This window comes from Rhodopila sp. (assembly GCF_035548235.1).
Taxonomy (GTDB): domain Bacteria; phylum Pseudomonadota; class Alphaproteobacteria; order Acetobacterales; family Acetobacteraceae; genus Rhodopila.
Genome location: NZ_DASZTJ010000009.1, coordinates 1 through 15,340, shown reverse-complemented (window position 1 = coordinate 15,340; position 15,340 = coordinate 1). Strand labels below are relative to the sequence as shown.

Sequence of the window (15,340 nt, the reverse complement as noted above, 5' to 3'; positions counted from 1 at the left end):
TGCCTCGTTCGGATCAGGTCGCCGCACGTCGTCCGGCGACGAAGTTTTCCAGCCAGTGGATGGTGTAGTCGCCTGCCTGGAAGGACGGGTCATCCATGATCTCTCGATGCAGCGGGATGGTCGTCTGGATTCCGCTGACGGCGAACTCGTCCAGCGCTCGGCGCATCCGGTTGATCGCGTCCTGCCGCGTCGGCGCGTGCACGATCAATTTGGCCACCAGGCTGTCATAGTAAGGTGGGACGAAATAGCCGGCGTAAAGGGCCGAGTCGATCCGCACCCCCAATCCCCCCGGCGCATGGAACATCGTCACCCGTCCCGGCGTCGGCGTGAAGCTGTGCGGATCCTCGGCCGTGATCCGGCATTCGATCGCGTGCCCGCTGAACGTGACGTCGCGCTGCCCGTATCCCAGCTCCGCCCCCGCCGCGAGGCGGATCTGCTCGCGCACCAGGTCGACGTCGCACAGCATCTCGGTCACCGGATGCTCGACCTGCAGGCGGGTGTTCATTTCGATGAAGGCGAAATGCCCGTCCTGGTACAGGAACTCCAGCGTCCCGGCGTTGCGGTAGCCCAGGCGCCGCAGCGCCGTGGTCGCGGTCTCCCCCAGCGCGTCGCGCTGGGCGGGCGAGATCGCGGGCGAGCCGGCTTCCTCCAGCAGCTTCTGGTGCCGGCGCTGCAGGCTGCAGTCGCGCTCGCCGAAATGCACCACGTTGCCGTGATTGTCGGCCATGACCTGCAGCTCGATATGCCGGGGCCGGTCGAGGTATTTCTCCATGTAGACCGCGTCGTTGCCGAAGGCGGCGCGCGCCTCGGTGCGGGCGAGGCGATAGGCTTCCTCCAGCCCCTCCTTGTCCTGCGCGACCTTCATGCCGCGTCCGCCGCCGCCTGCGGCGGCCTTGATCAGCACGGGATAGCCGATGCGTTCGGCGACGCTGGACGCGGTCTCCAGGTCCGGGACCGCGCCGTCGGAGCCGGGCACCAGCGGCACCCCGACCTCCTTCATCGCCGCCTTGGCGGCGATCTTGTCGCCCATCATCGCGATGTGCTGCGCGGTGGGGCCGATGAAGGTCAGGCCGTGCGCGTCCACCATGTCGGCGAAGCCGGCGTTTTCCGACAGGAAGCCGTAGCCGGGATGGATCGCGTCGGCGCCGGTGATGGCGGCGGCCGACAGGATCGCGGGGATGTTCAGGTAGCTGTCCTTCGCTGCCGGCGGTCCGATGCAGACGCTTTCATCGGCCAGGCGCACATGCATCGCCTCGGCGTCGGCGGTCGAGTGGACCGCGACGGTGGCGATGCCCAGTTCGCGGCAGGCGCGCTGCACGCGAAGCGCGATCTCGCCGCGGTTGGCGATCAGGATCTTCTGGAACAAGGGTCTATTCCAGCACCATCAGCACTTCGCCATATTCCACCGGCGCACCGTTCTGCACCAGGATCGCGGTCACGGTGCCGGCCTTGGGCGCCTTGATCTGGTTGAAGGTCTTCATCGCCTCGATCAGCATCAGGGTCTGCCCGGCGGTCACCTGCTGGCCGACGGCGACGAAGGCGGGGGCACCGGGTTCGGGCGACAGGTAGGCGACGCCGACCATGGGGCTGGTCACGGCGCCGGGATGCGCGGCCGGATCAGCCGCCGGCGGAGCGGTCCCTTGGGCGGCCCCTTGGGCGGCGGTAGCGGCCAAGGCAGCAGGCGCTGCAGCGGGAACCACCATCGTCGTGGTCGTCGAAACGTTGCGAACGACGCGGATCCGGCTGTCCTTGTCGGCGATTTCGATCTCGGACAGACCGGTCTCGGCCAATACCGCGGCGAGGGCGCGAATCGTATCGGGATCTATGGGAATACGGGTCACTCATGGCCTCCCTGCCTGGAACAGCCGGCATTGGGGGTCGCGCGTAGCATGGCGGATCGTGAGGGTGCAATGTTGCGGGGGTCGGACGGCGTCCGGCCGCCTTGCTTGCCCGCCCTCGCGGGTCGTCCCATATTGATGGGATGCATGGCTCCGTCACCCTGACCCTGAACGGCGAAAGCCGGGTTTTCGCAGGACCTGCCGACGGCCCCCTGTCGGTCGCCGCGCTCCTTGCGACCCTCGGCCTGGATACCCGCAAGGTCGCGGTGGAGCGCAATGAGGAAATCGTCCCCAGGTCGCGCTACGCGGAAACCTGGCTGTCCAGCGGCGATGCGCTGGAGATCGTACATTTCATCGGTGGAGGCTAGAATGGACGGATCGAACGCGCCGGAAGCGGCCGCCGCCGACACCTGGACGGTGGCGGGACGGACGTTCCGCTCCCGCCTGATCGTCGGCACCGGGCGCTACAAGGACCTGGAGGAGACGGGACGCGCGATCGAGGCGAGCGGGGCCGAGATCGTGACGGTCGCCGTCCGCCGGGTGAACCTGTCGGATTCCGGCGCGCCGATGCTGCAGGATTACGTCGACCCGAAGCGCTATACCTACCTGCCCAACACGGCGGGCTGCTTCACCGCCAAGGATGCCGTCCGCACGCTGCGCCTGGCGCGCGAGGCGGGGGGCTGGAACCTGGTGAAGCTGGAAGTCCTGGGGCCGCCGCCGCTTTTGTATCCGGACATGCAGGGCACGTTCGAGGCGGCGGAGGCGCTGATCAAGGACGGGTTCGAGGTGATGGTCTATTGCGCCGACGACCCGCTGGCGGCGAAGCGGCTGCAGGACCTGGGCTGCGTCGCCATCATGCCCCTGGGCGCGCCGATCGGGTCGGGCCTGGGGCTGCAGAACCCGGCGATCCTGTCGATGATGATGGAGCAGGTGACGGTCCCGTTCGTCGTCGACGCCGGCATCGGCACGGCGTCGGACGCGGCGATCGCGATGGAGTTGGGATGCGACGCGGTGCTGCTGAACTCGGCGCTGGCGCATGCCAAGGACCCGGTGCTGATGGCCAAGGCGATGAAGGCCGCGGTGGAGGCGGGGCGGCTGGCATTCCGCGCCGGGCGGATGCCGCGCCGGATGGGGGCCGATCCGTCCAGTCCGCTGACGGGGCTGATCCGGTAGCGTCTGCACCGCGCTTCCCGACCGCGTCACGGCCCATGGTTCGGAGGAGGAAGATGGCCCGGTCAAGCCGGGTCATGAGGGGGCGCTTCGCCTTCGACGGCACGCTTCGCCTTCCCTGGATCCCGAATGACGGTTGCGGGTGCAACGAACGCCGGCGCGGCCGATCGTCCGTCACCCCTGCCAACCGGTTTCGTCTCTAAAGATAATATTCCGACAGCGGTGCGAACCCGTTGAACCGGGTGCTCGCGTAAGTCGTTACATATGCACCGGTCGACAGCAGCTCCACCCGGTCGCCCGAGCGGAGGGCGGTGGGCAGGCGATAGTTCGACTTCTCATACAGGATGTCGGCGCCGTCGCAGGTCGGACCGGCGATCGCGACCGGTCCGGTCGCGGACCCGTCATGCGGCGTGGCGATGCGATACTTGATCGATTCACCCTCGGTCTCGGCAAGTCCGCCGAAGCGGCCGATATCGAGGTACACCCAGCGCACCGGGTCGGCGCGGTTGCGCTGGCTGACCAGCACCACCTCGGCCGATACCAGGCCTGCGTCGCCGACGATGAAGCGGCCCGGCTCGATCACCATCTCGGGCAGGTTGTTGCCGAAATGCTCCGTCATCGCCGACATGATCGCGGAGCCGAACTGGTCGATCTCGGGCACGTCGTCGCGATAGCGGGTCGGGAAGCCGCCGCCCAGGTTGATCATGCGCAGGTTCACGCCCGCGTCGGACAGGTCGGTGAACAGCATCGCCACCTTGCCGATCGCCGCTTCATAGGCGCGGGTCGTGGTCTGCTGGCTGCCGACGTGGAAGGACAGGCCATAGGGATCGAGGCCCATCTCACCCGCTTCCAGCATCAGTTCGCGGGCGTTCTCGATCGTCGTGCCGAACTTGCGCGACAGCGGCCAGTCGGCGCCTTCGTTCTCCACCAGGATACGGCAATAGACCCGTGCGCCGGGGGCGTGTTCGGCCAGCTTCTCCAACTCCTCGCGGGAGTCGAAGGCGAACATGCGCACGCCGCGCCGATAGGCTTCGCGGATCGCGCCGACCTTCTTGATCGTGTTGCCGAAGCTGATCGCCTCGGGCCGGGCGCCGGCGTCGAGGCAGAACGTGACTTCCTCGATGCTCGCGGCGTCGAAGTAGCTCGACAGGCCGACCAGCCGCTCCAGCACCTGCGGCGCGGGATTGGCCTTCACGGCGTAATAGATGCGCGCAAGCGGCAGGGTCTTCCGCAGGGTACGGAAGTTCTCCTCGACACGGTCGACGTCGAGCACAAGGCACGGCGTAGCCGGTTGATGTTGCGCAAGGAAACGGGCGATTTTCGGTGTCATCGCGCCGAGCCTCCCTCAATCAGGCGCTCATCTATCCAGGCGATGAGCGGAGTTAACGAAACGGTCGAACGAACCAGCGACCAAACGATTGCCAGAACGCTTGACGTCGTTGCGTAACCACGGAGGGCCAGAGGCACGTGCGTTGCTGCGTAGGGGGCCACATAAGACCCCCACCCCCCCTATGCAAGCGGAAACTTGCCCTGCTTCAATTTTCGACCGCAATGCGGCAGAAGACCGCCGCTGGGGAGCGCTGCCGTGCGGACGGACGACCTGATCGCGACGAGTGCCTGGGCCCGCTGGCGGGCCGTGCTGGGCAACACGTTCCGCGCGGCCGGGACCGACCGGATCTCGATGACGGCGGCGGGCTGCGCGTTCTATGCGACGCTGGCCCTGTTTCCGGCGATCAGCGTGCTGATCTCGATCTACGGCCTGATCCTGCGGCCGGTCACGGTGGAGCGGCAGCTTGCCTTCCTCTCCGAAATCCTGCCCTTCCCCGCCTTCATGCTCATCGAGGCGCGGGTCCACCACCTGGTCCACCAGACCAGCCGGACGCTGAGCCTGAACCTGGCGGTCAGCCTGCTGCTGGCGTTCTGGAGCAGCGCGATCGGCAGCAAGTCGGTGCTGTCGGCGATCAACATCGCCTACAACGTGACGGCACGGCGGCGATTCCTGCGGTTCCAGGCGGTAGGGCTGGGGATGACGCTGGTCGCGGTCCTGTGCGGGATCAGCGGCCTGGCTGTCCTGTTGGGCCTGCCGGCGGTGATCGGGTTCCTGGGGCTGTCGCGTCACGGCGTGGCGCTGATCCGGGCCGCCAGCATGACCATGCTGATCGGTTTCTTCTTCGCCGCGCTCGTCCTGCTGTACCGCTACGGGCCGTCGCGCCCGCGTCCGGCCTTCCAGCGGATCAAGCCCGGCGCGCTGCTGGCCACCGCGCTCTGGCTGGCCGCGTCCGAGGCCCTGTCCTGGTACGTCGCTCGGATCGGAAGTTTCGGCGCGACCTATGGTCCGCTGGTCGCGGCGGTGGGGATCATGCTGTGGTTCTATGTCTCGGCCTATGCCACGCTGCTGGGCGCCGAACTGAACGCGCAATTGGAAGCCGCGCGACCGGGTTCGATCGATCACCGCATAGTGATGATGGACGCGCCGTAAGCCGAGGCGCCTTCATACGCGCGTCATGACGCGCAGGGGGTAGGGGCGCGTCCGTCTATCGCCTTCGGATTGCCGGACGTCGAACCGATACAACCATTTCCGTTTGGATTTTCCACGCTGGAATGATACGACGTGTCGCCATCTCGTGACGGTGCCCATGACAGAACTTCACTGGCTGCCAACACACACCGACTGGCGCCAGCGCCTGCGAGCGCTGCCCGACGATCCCGTCAATGCCTGGGACAAAGCCGTGGCCCTGGCGAATTCCCGGCTCAATTTCGTCCTGACAAACGCACTGGACGAAACAATTCACACAATATTCGCCGAAGCTCCGGACAACCTGCCGACCAAGACGGTGCGGCTTGCCGTCCTCGGGTCCTCGACCCTGACGCACCTGCTGCCCGCGATCCGCGTGGCCGGCCTGCGGCGCGGCATCTGGATCGACACGTACGAAAACGATTACGGACAGTATCTACAGGAATTGACCGACCCGGAGTCCGAACTGCACGCGTTCAAGCCGACGGCGGTGCTGGTGGCGCTGGACGCGTATCACCTGGCGGCGGGCGTCACCGCGGCGATGGATGCCGGTGCCGCCGACGCCGCGCTGGCGGAGATGCAGGACCGGGTGCGGGAAGTCTGGCGCCTGGCGCGCGAGGCGTTCAAATGCCCGATCCTGCAGCAGGCGGCCTTGCCGGTGCATCGGCCGGCGATGGGCAACAACGAGCATCGGCTGCCCGGCTCGCGCGCCTGGTTCGTGTCCCGCCTCAACCATGCCCTCCGCACGATGGCGGAGCAGGATGGTGTCGACATCCTCGCCGTCGACGACCGTGCCGCGATGGACGGGGTGGCGAAGTGGCACGACGCCGGGCTGTGGCACCGGTCGAAGCAGGAGGTTTCGCCGCCCGTCGCGCCGCTGTACGGCGACCTGGTCGGCCGCTGGGTGGCGGCGAAGCAGGGACGGTCGTTCAAATGCCTGGTGCTGGACCTCGACAACACCGTCTGGGGCGGCGTCGTCGGCGATGACGGGCTGGAAGGCATCGTCGTCGGACAGGGCAGCCCGCTGGGTGAGGCCTATACGGCGTTCCAGGACTATGCCCGCGAACTCAGCCGCCGCGGCGTCATCCTCGCGGTCTGCTCCAAGAACGACGAGGCGAACGCGCTGGAGCCGTTCGAGAAGCATCCGGACATGGTGCTGAAGCGCGGCGACATCGCCTGCTTCGTCGCCAATTGGGACAACAAGGCCGACAATATCCGCGCGATCGCCAGGGAGTTGAACATCGGGATCGATTCCCTGGTGTTCATCGACGACAACCCGTTCGAGCGGAACCTGGTGCGCCAGGAACTGCCGATGGTCGCAGTGCCGGAAGTCACCGACGATCCCACGGACTATCCGATCGCCCTTGCCGACGCCGGTTATTTCGAAGGGCTGTCGATCACCGACGAAGACCGCGAGCGCACCGCCCAATACCAGGGGAACAAGGCGCGGGAAGCGCTGAAGGCCTCGGTCACCGACCTGCCGTCCTATCTTCGCGGGCTGGAGATGGAGCTGATCTGGAAGCGCTTCGACAAGATCGGCCTGCAGCGCACGGTGCAACTGATCAACAAGTCCAACCAGTTCAACCTGACGACCAAGCGGTACACCGAGGAAGACATCATCGCGGTGATGGCCGATCCGGACGCGTTCGGCCTGCAGCTTCGGCTGACCGATCGTTTTGGCGATAACGGCATCATCGCGATCATCATCGGCCGGCTGCGGGAGAACAAGGACCTGTACGTCGATACCTGGCTGATGTCGTGCCGCGTGCTGGGCCGGCAGGTCGAACCGACCACGCTGAACCTGATCTGCCAGGAAGCGAAGAAGCTCGGCGCCCGCCGGGTCGTCGGCGAATACATCCCGACCAAGAAGAACGGCATGGTGAAGGAACACTATGCGCGCCTCGGCTTTACGGTTATGGAAACGGACCCGTCGGGCGGGAACGTGAACATCCTGGACCTGGGATCGTTCACCCCCGCCGAAACCTTTATCCATGTTGTCGAGGGCTGAGCCTATGGCCACTGAAGCTGACGTTTATCCAGCTCTGACCGAAATCTTTCATGATGTCTTCATGCGCGACGACATCGTCCTGACCCCGGACCTGACCGCCAAGCAGGTTCAAGGCTGGGATAGTTTCAAACAAATTGAAATCATCATGGCCAGCGAGGAGAAGTGGGGCATCAAGTTCAACACGCGTGAACTCGACAGCCTGCGCTGCGTCGGCGACCTGGCGAAGATGGTCGCGACGAAGATCGGCTGACGCGACCGTTGCCTGTCCGTCGTGGCCGGGACAAGCACGGCCATGACAGGGGAAGGTGGGAATATCCCGCTACCCCTCCAGCAGGTGCCCCAGCGCCCGTAGCGGACGCAGGTCGTCGCAGATGATCTTGATGATCGTCAGCATCGGCACCGCCAGCACGGCGCCTGCCACCCCCCACATCCAGTACCAGAAGATCAGCGACAGGATCACCGCGACCGGGTTGATCGTGAACCGCCGAGCCAGCACCATCGGCGTGGCCAGCTCGCCCTCGATGATGTGGATGCCGAAATAGAGGCCGACCGGCAGCAGGGCGCCCCACTGGACCCCCAGGGACAGCACGCTGGCCATCAGGAAGATGACCATGCCCACCATCGGTCCCAGGATCGGCACGAAATTGAGCATGAACGCGACCGCCCCCCACAGGACGGGACTGTCGACGCCGCAAAGCCACATGTCGGCCCAGGTGGCCATGCCCACCACGAGGTTGATCGTGGCGACGGTCAGCAGATAGGCGGACACGTCCCGCTCTATGTGCATCGACAGCTCCACCGCCGCGCGCTTGTCGTTGAACCGCGGCAGGATCTCCACCGCGCGGCGCAGGAAGGTTTCACCGGAAACCAGAAGGTAGAACAGCACCAGCAGCGTGGTCAGCAGCCCCGCGGTCGTGTTGGCGGTGCCGCTGAACACCGCGCCCAGCAGCATCGCGGGCTTGACGGCGGGGATCTGCGAGCCGCCCGTGGACTCGCCGCCGCTGAACTGCTCGATCTGGCGCATGACATGGGTGACGGCGTCGATCGGCTGGTGCAGCACGCTCAAGCTGTCGCGCAGCTTCGGGATCGCGTCGGGCAGCTTGGACGCCCAGGCCGCCGCCGGCCCGGCCAGCACGCTGATGGCGCCGCCGAAGACGGCCAGCACCAGCAGGATCGCCAGAAGCGCGCCAAGCGGCTTGGGCACCCTCAGGTTTTCCAGCACGCGCACCAGCGGCTGCAGCAGCAGCTTGAGCACGATCGCCATCACGATCGGCAATATCAGCTCGGCTGCGACATAAAATATCGCCAGCACGGCGAAGAAGAACAGCCCGCCCAGGAATACCGTGCGCACATCGGTCGGCAGCGGCATGTCGTTGTCCGAAGCGGGCGGCGGATGGAACGTGGTTTTCTCGGTCACCGCCGCGGCGGTCTGCCCGGCGGCGATGAACACCTCGCTATGGGTCTCGGTGGTCGCGATCCGATCGCCGGCGGCGGGTGAGTCGTGTGAACCTGACCCGTTCGCGTCCGTCATCGCCATCCCCGCCAGTTCCCATCGCCGTCCATGCGCGAATGAAACGAAGGCGCCGGCATCCGGTTCCGCCGTCCTAGACGATCGGGACCTTGGTTTCCCGCAACAGTTTCTGGCGCATCGCCTCGGTGAAATCCGCGTATGTCCTGCAGGTTACCGCGAAGGCGCCCGGACCGCCAATGACGTCGTTGGTGTAGGAGGACAGCAGGTCCGGCTCCTCATGCAGGATGCACAGCCCGTTGATGGTGATGTCCGCGTTCGCCATCCGGTCGCGCACCGGCCCCGGCGCGATGCCGTCATTCGACCGTCCGTCGCCGATCACGTTTACGATCGCATGCTGCGTCACCGCCGGCAAATGGGTCAGCAGGGCCAGGGCGGCGACCAGCGCTTCGCCGATGGCCGTCGTGCCGGGCCTGACCACGCGCGACATGTTGTCGACCCGGTCGGCGAAGGCCAGCGCGGCGGTTTTGGAGTTGATGCGCGTCCAGGGTTCCAGCACCGCCTGCTGGCCGGAACCGGACCACAGCAGCAGCGACAGGTAGCTGCCGGCGGCGAGCGCCTCGACCACTGAGTCGTCGCGCAGGGCGGTGGCCATCCCCGTGGCGATCAGGCCAAATTCCCCATAGGTGACGCTGGCGGACCCGTCGACCGCCAGGACCATCGCCAATTTGACGGCATCCTCGCCCAGTATCGCCGCTCCTTCCTCGTGCCCGATCACTATGCGGCACGAAATCGGGGGGTCACCTATGCGCGTGGCGTAACCCTGGTATCTTCCGTATCGCGTTCCGGCGGGAAATCCTTCTAAAATCCGCCTTATTCACCGATCAGCGTTACTTGTGGACAAAGGCCGGTGGAAAGCCGGTCAACAGACTATGTACATGCAGGAGGTTGGCGTGCCGCTGTCACGACGGGAAGCCGGAGGCGTTGGGTCTTTCGCCAAACCGTTGCTGACGATCGTCGCGCTGATAGCCAGCTACGTGGTGCTGGCGCGGTGGGAAGACCTGCCGCGGATGATCGATTCCGCGTTCGCCGCCGTGCACTGGCCGATTTCCGGCTGACCATCCGGGGCCGCCAGCCGGGGAAGCAAAAAGGGCGGCCTTTCGAGCCGCCCTTCCGTTTTCAGAACCGGTCGCCGCGCTGGCGCAGATCCTGGTTCAGCTCGGGATCGAAGACGCGGTCGACATCGGACCGGGTCAGGCCGATATCGTGAAGCTCCCGGTCCGACATGGCATACAGCTCGGACGCGGCTTCGTTTTCACGGAACCAGGTCCGCAGGCCGGTCATGCGGGTGGCAAGCCAGTCCGCGAAGCCGCGGCGGCGGGGGGCAGCTTGCGCCGGCTGGCGCAGTTCCGGCTCTTCCCATTTCGCGTCGATGTAGCTCAAGCTGGGAAGCCGGTTGTTGAACTCGGAGTTGGCAAGATGCGCGCTCATGGCATTCGTCCATCTGGAACGACGCGGCGTCCGAATGATGTCGCGTCCCGTGGGGGTGCCCCGCGGATTTGATGCACTGCAACATAAACCTGATCAGTCCGTTTTTAACCCGTGAAATATCAAGGCAAGCCATGCATCAAGCGCATGGTATCGCTAACCGCCATGATCCGGGTTCCGCGACCCGAGGAGCACGTTGAATGTCCGTGATGGCTAACCGATTGGAATCTTTACGCCAGGAACTGACACGCCTCGGCCTGGATGGCTTCATCGTCCCCCGGGCGGACGAACACCTCGGGGAATATGTCCCCCCCTCGGCGGAGCGCCTGGCATGGCTGACCGGGTTCACCGGCAGTGCCGGCCTCGCCGTCGTGCTGCCCGGCACGGCCGCCGTGTTCACCGACGGCCGCTATGTCCTGCAGCTCGCGGAGCAGACCGATCCGTCCCTGTGGCAGCGCCGGCACGTCACCGAGACGCCGCCCCCCGGCTGGATCGCCGCGACGGCCGGCAAGGGCGCACGCATCGGCTACGACCCGCTGCTGATCGGCGAGGAGGGCCTGGCGCGCTACACCGAGGCAGGGCTGACCATGGTGCCGCTGGAGCCGAACCCGCTGGACACCGTCTGGACCGATCGCCCCGCGCCGCCCCGGACCCCGGCCGAACCCCATCCGCTGGCGTTCGCCGGCCGGTCCGCCGAGGAGAAACGGGCCGAGATCGGCAAGGTCCTGCGCGACGCGGGACAGGACGCGGCGGTGCTGACCGATCCGGCCTCCATCGCCTGGCTGCTGAACATCCGCGGCGGCGACGTGGCGTTCACCCCCTTCGCCCTGGCCTTCGCCCTGGTGCATGCCGATGGCGCCACGGAGCTGTTCATCGATCCGGGCAAGCTGTCGGCAGAGACGCGGGGCTGGCTGGGCAACACCGTTTCCGTCGCCGACCGCGGCGCGCTGGCGCCCGCGTTGGGCCGGTGCGCGGGGATGACGGTGCGGGTCGATCCGGCCGGCTCCCCGGTCTGGTTCGCCCAGCGCCTGCGCGCCGCCGGGGCGACCGTGGCCGCCGCCGCCGATCCGTGCCTGCTGCCGAAGGCGTGCAAGAACCCGGTCGAGCAGGACGGGGCCCGCGCGGCGCATCGGCGCGATGCGGCGGCTGTCTGCCGCTTCCTGCACTGGCTGTCGCTGCGGGCGCCGACAGGGCAGGAGACGGAGCTCTCCGCGGCCGAGGCGCTGCTGGGGTTCCGCCAGGCACTGCCCGGCTTTCGCGGCGAGAGCTTCCCGGCGATCTCCGGCGCGGGCGAGCACGGGGCGATCATCCACTATAGAGTGACAGAAGAGTCGAACCGCCCGCTCAAACCCGACGAGGTCTATCTGATCGACTCCGGCGCGCAGTTCCCCGAGGGCACGACCGACATCACCCGCACCGTCTGGACCGGTCCGGGTCCGGCCCCGCGACAACTGCGCGACCGCGTGACCCGGGTGATGCAGGGTCATATCGCCATCGCGACGGCCATCTTCCCGCAGGGCGTCGGCGGCGCGCATATCGACGCGCTGGCCCGCCGCGCGCTGTGGCAGGTCGGGCTGGATTACGATCATGGGACGGGGCACGGCGTCGGCAGCTACCTCTCGGTTCATGAAGGCCCGGTCAGCATCTCCCGCCTCGCTCGGCCGGTGCCGATCGCGGCGGGTATGATCCTTTCCAACGAACCGGGCTTCTACCTGCCGGATCATTACGGAATCCGCCTGGAAAACCTGTTGATGGTGCAGCCGGCCGAACTGCCCGATGCCAAGCGCCCCTTCCTGCGGTTCGAGACGCTGACGCTCGCGCCGTTCGATCGGCGCCTGCTGGAGCCGGCCTTGATGTCATCCGCGGAAATCGCCTGGCTGGACGCTTACCACGCGCGGGTCCTGGCGGAGGTCGGGCCGGCGCTGGGGGACGCGGAACGGGCGTGGCTGACGGCGGCGTGCGCACCGCTGGCGTGATGCCGGGAAGACTTGGCTGCGACCTCGCCCCCGTCACGGATGATCGGCCTTATGCCGGCCATCCGTGACTGCCGGTGCGGAGAGCGCAAAAGCCGCGGATGATCGTCGCGGCAGGGGCCGCGGCTACCGCTGGGTTTTCGCCCCGGCCTCGTAGCGCGCCTTGTTCTCGGCATTCGGCGGATACAGGCCGGGCAGGGAAGCGCCGCCTTCGATTTCCTGCATGATCCAGGCCTCCAGCCGTTCCTGCTCCGCCGCCACCGCGGCGACGTCCGCCGCCAGTTTCTGCGGGATGACCACGGCGCCGTCGTCGTCGACCATGACGATGTCGTCGGGAAACACCGCGACGCCACCGCAGCCGATCGGTTCCTGCCAGGCGACGAAGGTCAGGCCGGCGACCGAGGCCGGCGCCGCCGCACCCTGGCACCACACCGGCAATCCGGTGCCCAGCACGCCTGCGACGTCGCGGACCACGCCGTCCGTGACCAGGCCGGCCACGCCCTTCTTCGCCATGCGCGCGCACAGGATGTCGCCGAAGATGCCGGCATCGGTGACGCCCATCGCATCCACCACCGTGATGCATCCCGCCGGCATCGCCTCGATCGCCGCCCGCGTCGAGATCGGCGAAGACCAGGATTCCGGCGTGGCCAGGTCTTCGCGCGAGGGCACGAAGCGCAGCGTGAACGCGGGTCCGATCAGCCGGGGCTGACCTGCGCGGATCGGCTTGGTGCCGCGCATCCAGACGTTGCGCAGGCCTTTCTTCAGCAGAACGGTTGTAATAGTTGCGGTCGATACACCCGAGAGTGCCTCGAGGATGGCGGGATCGATCGTCATGGGTCCTCCGTTGGGCGCGCTCCCTTGATGGTCAGCCTGATATACAGGCGAACGCGCCGTGCGAGGATACACCTACGGCCCGGCACGGGGCGAGGTCGCCGTGCGGGGCCGTTTCGGGGGAGGTCCGTGGGTATCGTGTCAGCGGATACGACCGACGAGGGTCGTATCGGCGGGAATCAGTCCTCGTCCTCGCCTTCGGCGTCGCCCAGGATCGCCTTGGCATGGGTCATGAGTTTGCCGAGCGCGCGATTGAGTGCAGACCACTCGGTCTTGTTCAACCCTTCGGCGAGCATGTCCTCGATTTTTTCCGAGGTCGGCCCGATGGATGCGTAGACCGAGGTGCCTTTGCGGGTCAGCCGCAGCAGGCGGCCGCGGCCATCGTTGGGATCCTGGCTTTGCCGCAGCAGGCCGCGCGCCACGAGACTGGCCGCCGCTCGGCTGACCTTGACCTTGTCCATGGATGTCCGAGCGCCGGCGGCGGTCGGGGAAAGGACGCCGAAGCGGCCCACGGCGGCCAGCAGTCGCCATTCGGACATGCCAAGTCCCGATTGGGCGAGATGCTGGCGCGTGATGATCCGTGTCACGGTGTCGGCTGCAACCGACAGTCGATACGGCAGGAAATCTTCTAGCCGGAAAGCATCGCTCTCGTTGCTTCCTTCCATTGTAACGGGCTCTTTCACGTGCAACGACCTCGTCTGACTTTGCTCATTATCACTCAGTTTAGCTCGAAGAACAAGATAAATTCGGTGCCATTTGCTAACGTATGCGCATATTCGTGCGGATTCCGCCGTGAGTTGGTTGCAATCTCTCGAAACATGATCTTTTCGTGCGGCACGTCTGGAAAGTTACTGATTCGTCCCCGTGATGGGTGGTCCGCGGGAACAAGGCCCGGACATTTCTTTTCTTCAACTAGCCGAGGGCGGTGCGTCATTGATCTACCGCAAGGACATTCGAGTCCAGGCATTAGGTGTGCGTTGTTTCGCGGACGGCAATGTGCCGCGTGCTTTCATCCGTATCAAAGACGCTTGACCGAACCGGTCACATCCGGAACTGCTTTTGCATGCACCGGATCGGACCGGCTTTCGCCCGCTTCGATCCGTCATGGCGCGACCGGTGCAAGGAATCGGGCAGGCTGCCTCCGGCCCCCGCCGGACGATCCCCCCGCCGGACTATGCCTTCGCCGGACGGTGCCTCCGCCGGGCGATGCCTTCGCCGGACGATGCCTTTGCCGGACGGGGCCTTTGCCGGACGGGGCCCCCGCCGAAAGGTGCTTGCACAGCCGGCCAAGCGCCGTTATATCCCCGCCCCTGTTTGCGCGCCGGGCCTGGAAGGGCATGCCCGGCCGCGGCAGCCTGTGCGTTTTCGGCCAGGCATCATACGAAGGAGATCGAAATGCCCAAAATGAAGACCAAGTCGTCGGTCAAGAAGCGGTTCAAGATCACCGCGACCGGCAAGGTGCTCGCGGGGCCCGGCAACAAGCGCCACGGCCTGATCAACCGCAGCCAGAAGATGAAGCGCACCAACCGCGGCAGCCAGACCCTGACCCACGCCGACGGCCTGACCGTCAAGCAGTGGGCCCCCTACGGCCTGGATTAAGGAAGGAAGCGCACCATGGCACGCGTCAAACGGGGCACCACCACCCACGCCCGTCATAAGAAGGTACTGGAGCAGTCGAAGGGTTTCGTCGGCCGTTCCTCCACCAATTACCGCATCGCGCGGGAGCGGCTGGAGAAGTCGCTGCAATACGCCTACCGCGACCGGCGGGTGAAGAAGCGCGAGTTCCGCGGCCTGTGGATCCAGCGCATCAACGCCGCGGTCCGCGAGCACGGGCTGACCTACAGCCGATTCATCGACGGCCTGAAGAAGGCGGGGATCGAGATGGACCGCAAGGTCCTGGCCGCCATCGCCTACGACGACGCCGAGACCTTCGCGGCCATCGTCAAGCAGGTCCAGGCCGCGCTCTAAGGCGCGACCGGCCTCTATCCATGTGTCATGGCCGGCCTCGTTCCGGCCATCCACGACTTCCCGTATATGCCCGAGCAAGTC

Annotated in this window: 17 protein-coding genes; 9 read left to right on the top strand and 8 right to left on the bottom strand. The window is 66.4% G+C overall.

Annotated features, from left to right (window positions below):
* Positions 1-13: 13 nt before the first annotated feature.
* Together accC and accB are read right to left on the bottom strand one after the other, a co-directional pair.
* Positions 14-1,366 carry an acetyl-CoA carboxylase biotin carboxylase subunit gene (accC, locus tag VHB27_RS00410; protein ID WP_325596535.1) on the bottom strand — a complete coding sequence of 451 codons (1,353 nt, stop codon included), beginning with the start codon at positions 1,364-1,366 and terminating at the stop codon, positions 14-16.
* 4 nt (positions 1,367-1,370) lie between these two features.
* Entirely contained in the window at positions 1,371-1,841 is a 471-nt protein-coding gene (gene accB, locus VHB27_RS00405; protein WP_325596533.1) for an acetyl-CoA carboxylase biotin carboxyl carrier protein, read from the bottom strand.
* 140 nt (positions 1,842-1,981) lie between these two features.
* On the opposite strand from accB, the gene thiS reads away from it, so the two are divergent.
* The gene (thiS, locus tag VHB27_RS00400; protein WP_325596531.1) at positions 1,982-2,206 is read left to right on the top strand and encodes a sulfur carrier protein ThiS; all 225 of its coding nucleotides are present in this window, start codon (positions 1,982-1,984) and stop codon (positions 2,204-2,206) included.
* 1 nt (position 2,207) lies between these two features.
* Positions 2,208-3,011 carry a thiazole synthase gene (locus VHB27_RS00395; protein ID WP_325596528.1) on the top strand — a complete coding sequence of 268 codons (804 nt, stop codon included), beginning with the start codon at positions 2,208-2,210 and terminating at the stop codon, positions 3,009-3,011.
* 196 nt (positions 3,012-3,207) lie between these two features.
* On the opposite strand, the gene VHB27_RS00390 is transcribed toward VHB27_RS00395, so the two are convergent.
* Positions 3,208-4,338, bottom strand: a complete 1,131-nt coding sequence (locus VHB27_RS00390) for a type III PLP-dependent enzyme (RefSeq protein ID WP_325596526.1) — start codon at positions 4,336-4,338, stop codon at positions 3,208-3,210.
* A 255-nt stretch (positions 4,339-4,593) separates the two neighbouring features.
* Between VHB27_RS00390 and VHB27_RS00385 the strand changes: the two genes are divergently transcribed.
* The 3 genes from VHB27_RS00385 to VHB27_RS00375 all read left to right on the top strand — a co-directional run bounded on the left by VHB27_RS00385 (position 4,594) and on the right by VHB27_RS00375 (position 7,781).
* The gene (locus VHB27_RS00385) at positions 4,594-5,487 is read left to right on the top strand and encodes a YihY/virulence factor BrkB family protein (protein ID WP_325596524.1); all 894 of its coding nucleotides are present in this window, start codon (positions 4,594-4,596) and stop codon (positions 5,485-5,487) included.
* A gap of 157 nt (positions 5,488-5,644) precedes the next feature.
* Positions 5,645-7,531, top strand: coding sequence for an HAD-IIIC family phosphatase (locus VHB27_RS00380; protein WP_325596522.1), 1,887 nt, complete (start codon positions 5,645-5,647; stop codon positions 7,529-7,531).
* Entirely contained in the window at positions 7,515-7,781 is a 267-nt protein-coding gene (locus tag VHB27_RS00375) for an acyl carrier protein (protein ID WP_325596520.1), read from the top strand. Before VHB27_RS00380 ends, VHB27_RS00375 begins: the two co-directional genes overlap by 17 nt.
* 69 nt (positions 7,782-7,850) lie before the next feature.
* On the opposite strand, the gene VHB27_RS00370 is transcribed toward VHB27_RS00375, so the two are convergent.
* Both VHB27_RS00370 and VHB27_RS00365 read right to left on the bottom strand, forming a co-directional pair.
* Entirely contained in the window at positions 7,851-9,068 is a 1,218-nt protein-coding gene (locus tag VHB27_RS00370; RefSeq protein ID WP_325596518.1) for an AI-2E family transporter, read from the bottom strand.
* A 67-nt stretch (positions 9,069-9,135) separates the two neighbouring features.
* Entirely contained in the window at positions 9,136-9,720 is a 585-nt protein-coding gene (locus tag VHB27_RS00365) for a DUF1194 domain-containing protein (RefSeq protein ID WP_325596593.1), read from the bottom strand.
* A gap of 232 nt (positions 9,721-9,952) precedes the next feature.
* Between VHB27_RS00365 and VHB27_RS00360 the strand changes: the two genes are divergently transcribed.
* Positions 9,953-10,117 (top strand): hypothetical protein, encoded by a 165-nt coding sequence (locus tag VHB27_RS00360; RefSeq protein ID WP_325596516.1) that lies wholly within the window; start codon positions 9,953-9,955, stop codon positions 10,115-10,117.
* Between the two features lie 61 nt (positions 10,118-10,178).
* On the opposite strand, the gene VHB27_RS00355 is transcribed toward VHB27_RS00360, so the two are convergent.
* Positions 10,179-10,490, bottom strand: a complete 312-nt coding sequence (locus VHB27_RS00355; protein ID WP_325596514.1) for a DUF1127 domain-containing protein — start codon at positions 10,488-10,490, stop codon at positions 10,179-10,181.
* Positions 10,491-10,687: 197 nt separating this feature from the next.
* Between VHB27_RS00355 and VHB27_RS00350 the strand changes: the two genes are divergently transcribed.
* Positions 10,688-12,463 (top strand): aminopeptidase P family protein, encoded by a 1,776-nt coding sequence (locus tag VHB27_RS00350; RefSeq protein WP_325596512.1) that lies wholly within the window; start codon positions 10,688-10,690, stop codon positions 12,461-12,463.
* Positions 12,464-12,586: 123 nt separating this feature from the next.
* Here the strand turns inward: VHB27_RS00350 and VHB27_RS00345 are convergent, their stop codons facing one another.
* Both VHB27_RS00345 and VHB27_RS00340 read right to left on the bottom strand, forming a co-directional pair.
* Positions 12,587-13,294, bottom strand: a complete 708-nt coding sequence (locus tag VHB27_RS00345) for a ribonuclease activity regulator RraA (RefSeq protein WP_325596510.1) — start codon at positions 13,292-13,294, stop codon at positions 12,587-12,589.
* A 176-nt stretch (positions 13,295-13,470) separates the two neighbouring features.
* Positions 13,471-13,830, bottom strand: a complete 360-nt coding sequence (locus VHB27_RS00340) for a MarR family winged helix-turn-helix transcriptional regulator (protein ID WP_325596508.1) — start codon at positions 13,828-13,830, stop codon at positions 13,471-13,473.
* Positions 13,831-14,686: 856 nt separating this feature from the next.
* On the opposite strand from VHB27_RS00340, the gene rpmI reads away from it, so the two are divergent.
* Both rpmI and rplT read left to right on the top strand, forming a co-directional pair.
* Positions 14,687-14,890, top strand: a complete 204-nt coding sequence (rpmI, locus tag VHB27_RS00335; RefSeq protein WP_325596505.1) for a 50S ribosomal protein L35 — start codon at positions 14,687-14,689, stop codon at positions 14,888-14,890.
* 15 nt (positions 14,891-14,905) lie between these two features.
* Complete coding sequence (rplT, locus tag VHB27_RS00330; protein ID WP_325596503.1) at positions 14,906-15,259, top strand: 50S ribosomal protein L20; 354 nt, start codon at positions 14,906-14,908, stop codon at positions 15,257-15,259.
* Positions 15,260-15,340: the final 81 nt, after the last annotated feature.

Coding starts and splice junctions, on each gene's coding strand:
- thiS (WP_325596531.1), top strand. CDS start 1,982: ATGCATGGCTCCGTCACCCTGACCCTGAACGGCGAAAGCCGGGTTTTC.
- VHB27_RS00395 (WP_325596528.1), top strand. CDS start 2,208: ATGGACGGATCGAACGCGCCGGAAGCGGCCGCCGCCGACACCTGGACG.
- VHB27_RS00390 (WP_325596526.1), bottom strand. CDS start 4,338: ATGACACCGAAAATCGCCCGTTTCCTTGCGCAACATCAACCGGCTACG.
- VHB27_RS00380 (WP_325596522.1), top strand. CDS start 5,645: ATGACAGAACTTCACTGGCTGCCAACACACACCGACTGGCGCCAGCGC.
- VHB27_RS00375 (WP_325596520.1), top strand. CDS start 7,515: ATGTTGTCGAGGGCTGAGCCTATGGCCACTGAAGCTGACGTTTATCCA.
- VHB27_RS00370 (WP_325596518.1), bottom strand. CDS start 9,068: ATGGCGATGACGGACGCGAACGGGTCAGGTTCACACGACTCACCCGCC.
- VHB27_RS00365 (WP_325596593.1), bottom strand. CDS start 9,720: ATGGTCCTGGCGGTCGACGGGTCCGCCAGCGTCACCTATGGGGAATTT.
- VHB27_RS00355 (WP_325596514.1), bottom strand. CDS start 10,490: ATGAGCGCGCATCTTGCCAACTCCGAGTTCAACAACCGGCTTCCCAGC.
- VHB27_RS00350 (WP_325596512.1), top strand. CDS start 10,688: ATGTCCGTGATGGCTAACCGATTGGAATCTTTACGCCAGGAACTGACA.
- VHB27_RS00345 (WP_325596510.1), bottom strand. CDS start 13,294: ATGACGATCGATCCCGCCATCCTCGAGGCACTCTCGGGTGTATCGACC.
- VHB27_RS00340 (WP_325596508.1), bottom strand. CDS start 13,830: ATGTCCGAATGGCGACTGCTGGCCGCCGTGGGCCGCTTCGGCGTCCTT.
- rpmI (WP_325596505.1), top strand. CDS start 14,687: ATGCCCAAAATGAAGACCAAGTCGTCGGTCAAGAAGCGGTTCAAGATC.
- rplT (WP_325596503.1), top strand. CDS start 14,906: ATGGCACGCGTCAAACGGGGCACCACCACCCACGCCCGTCATAAGAAG.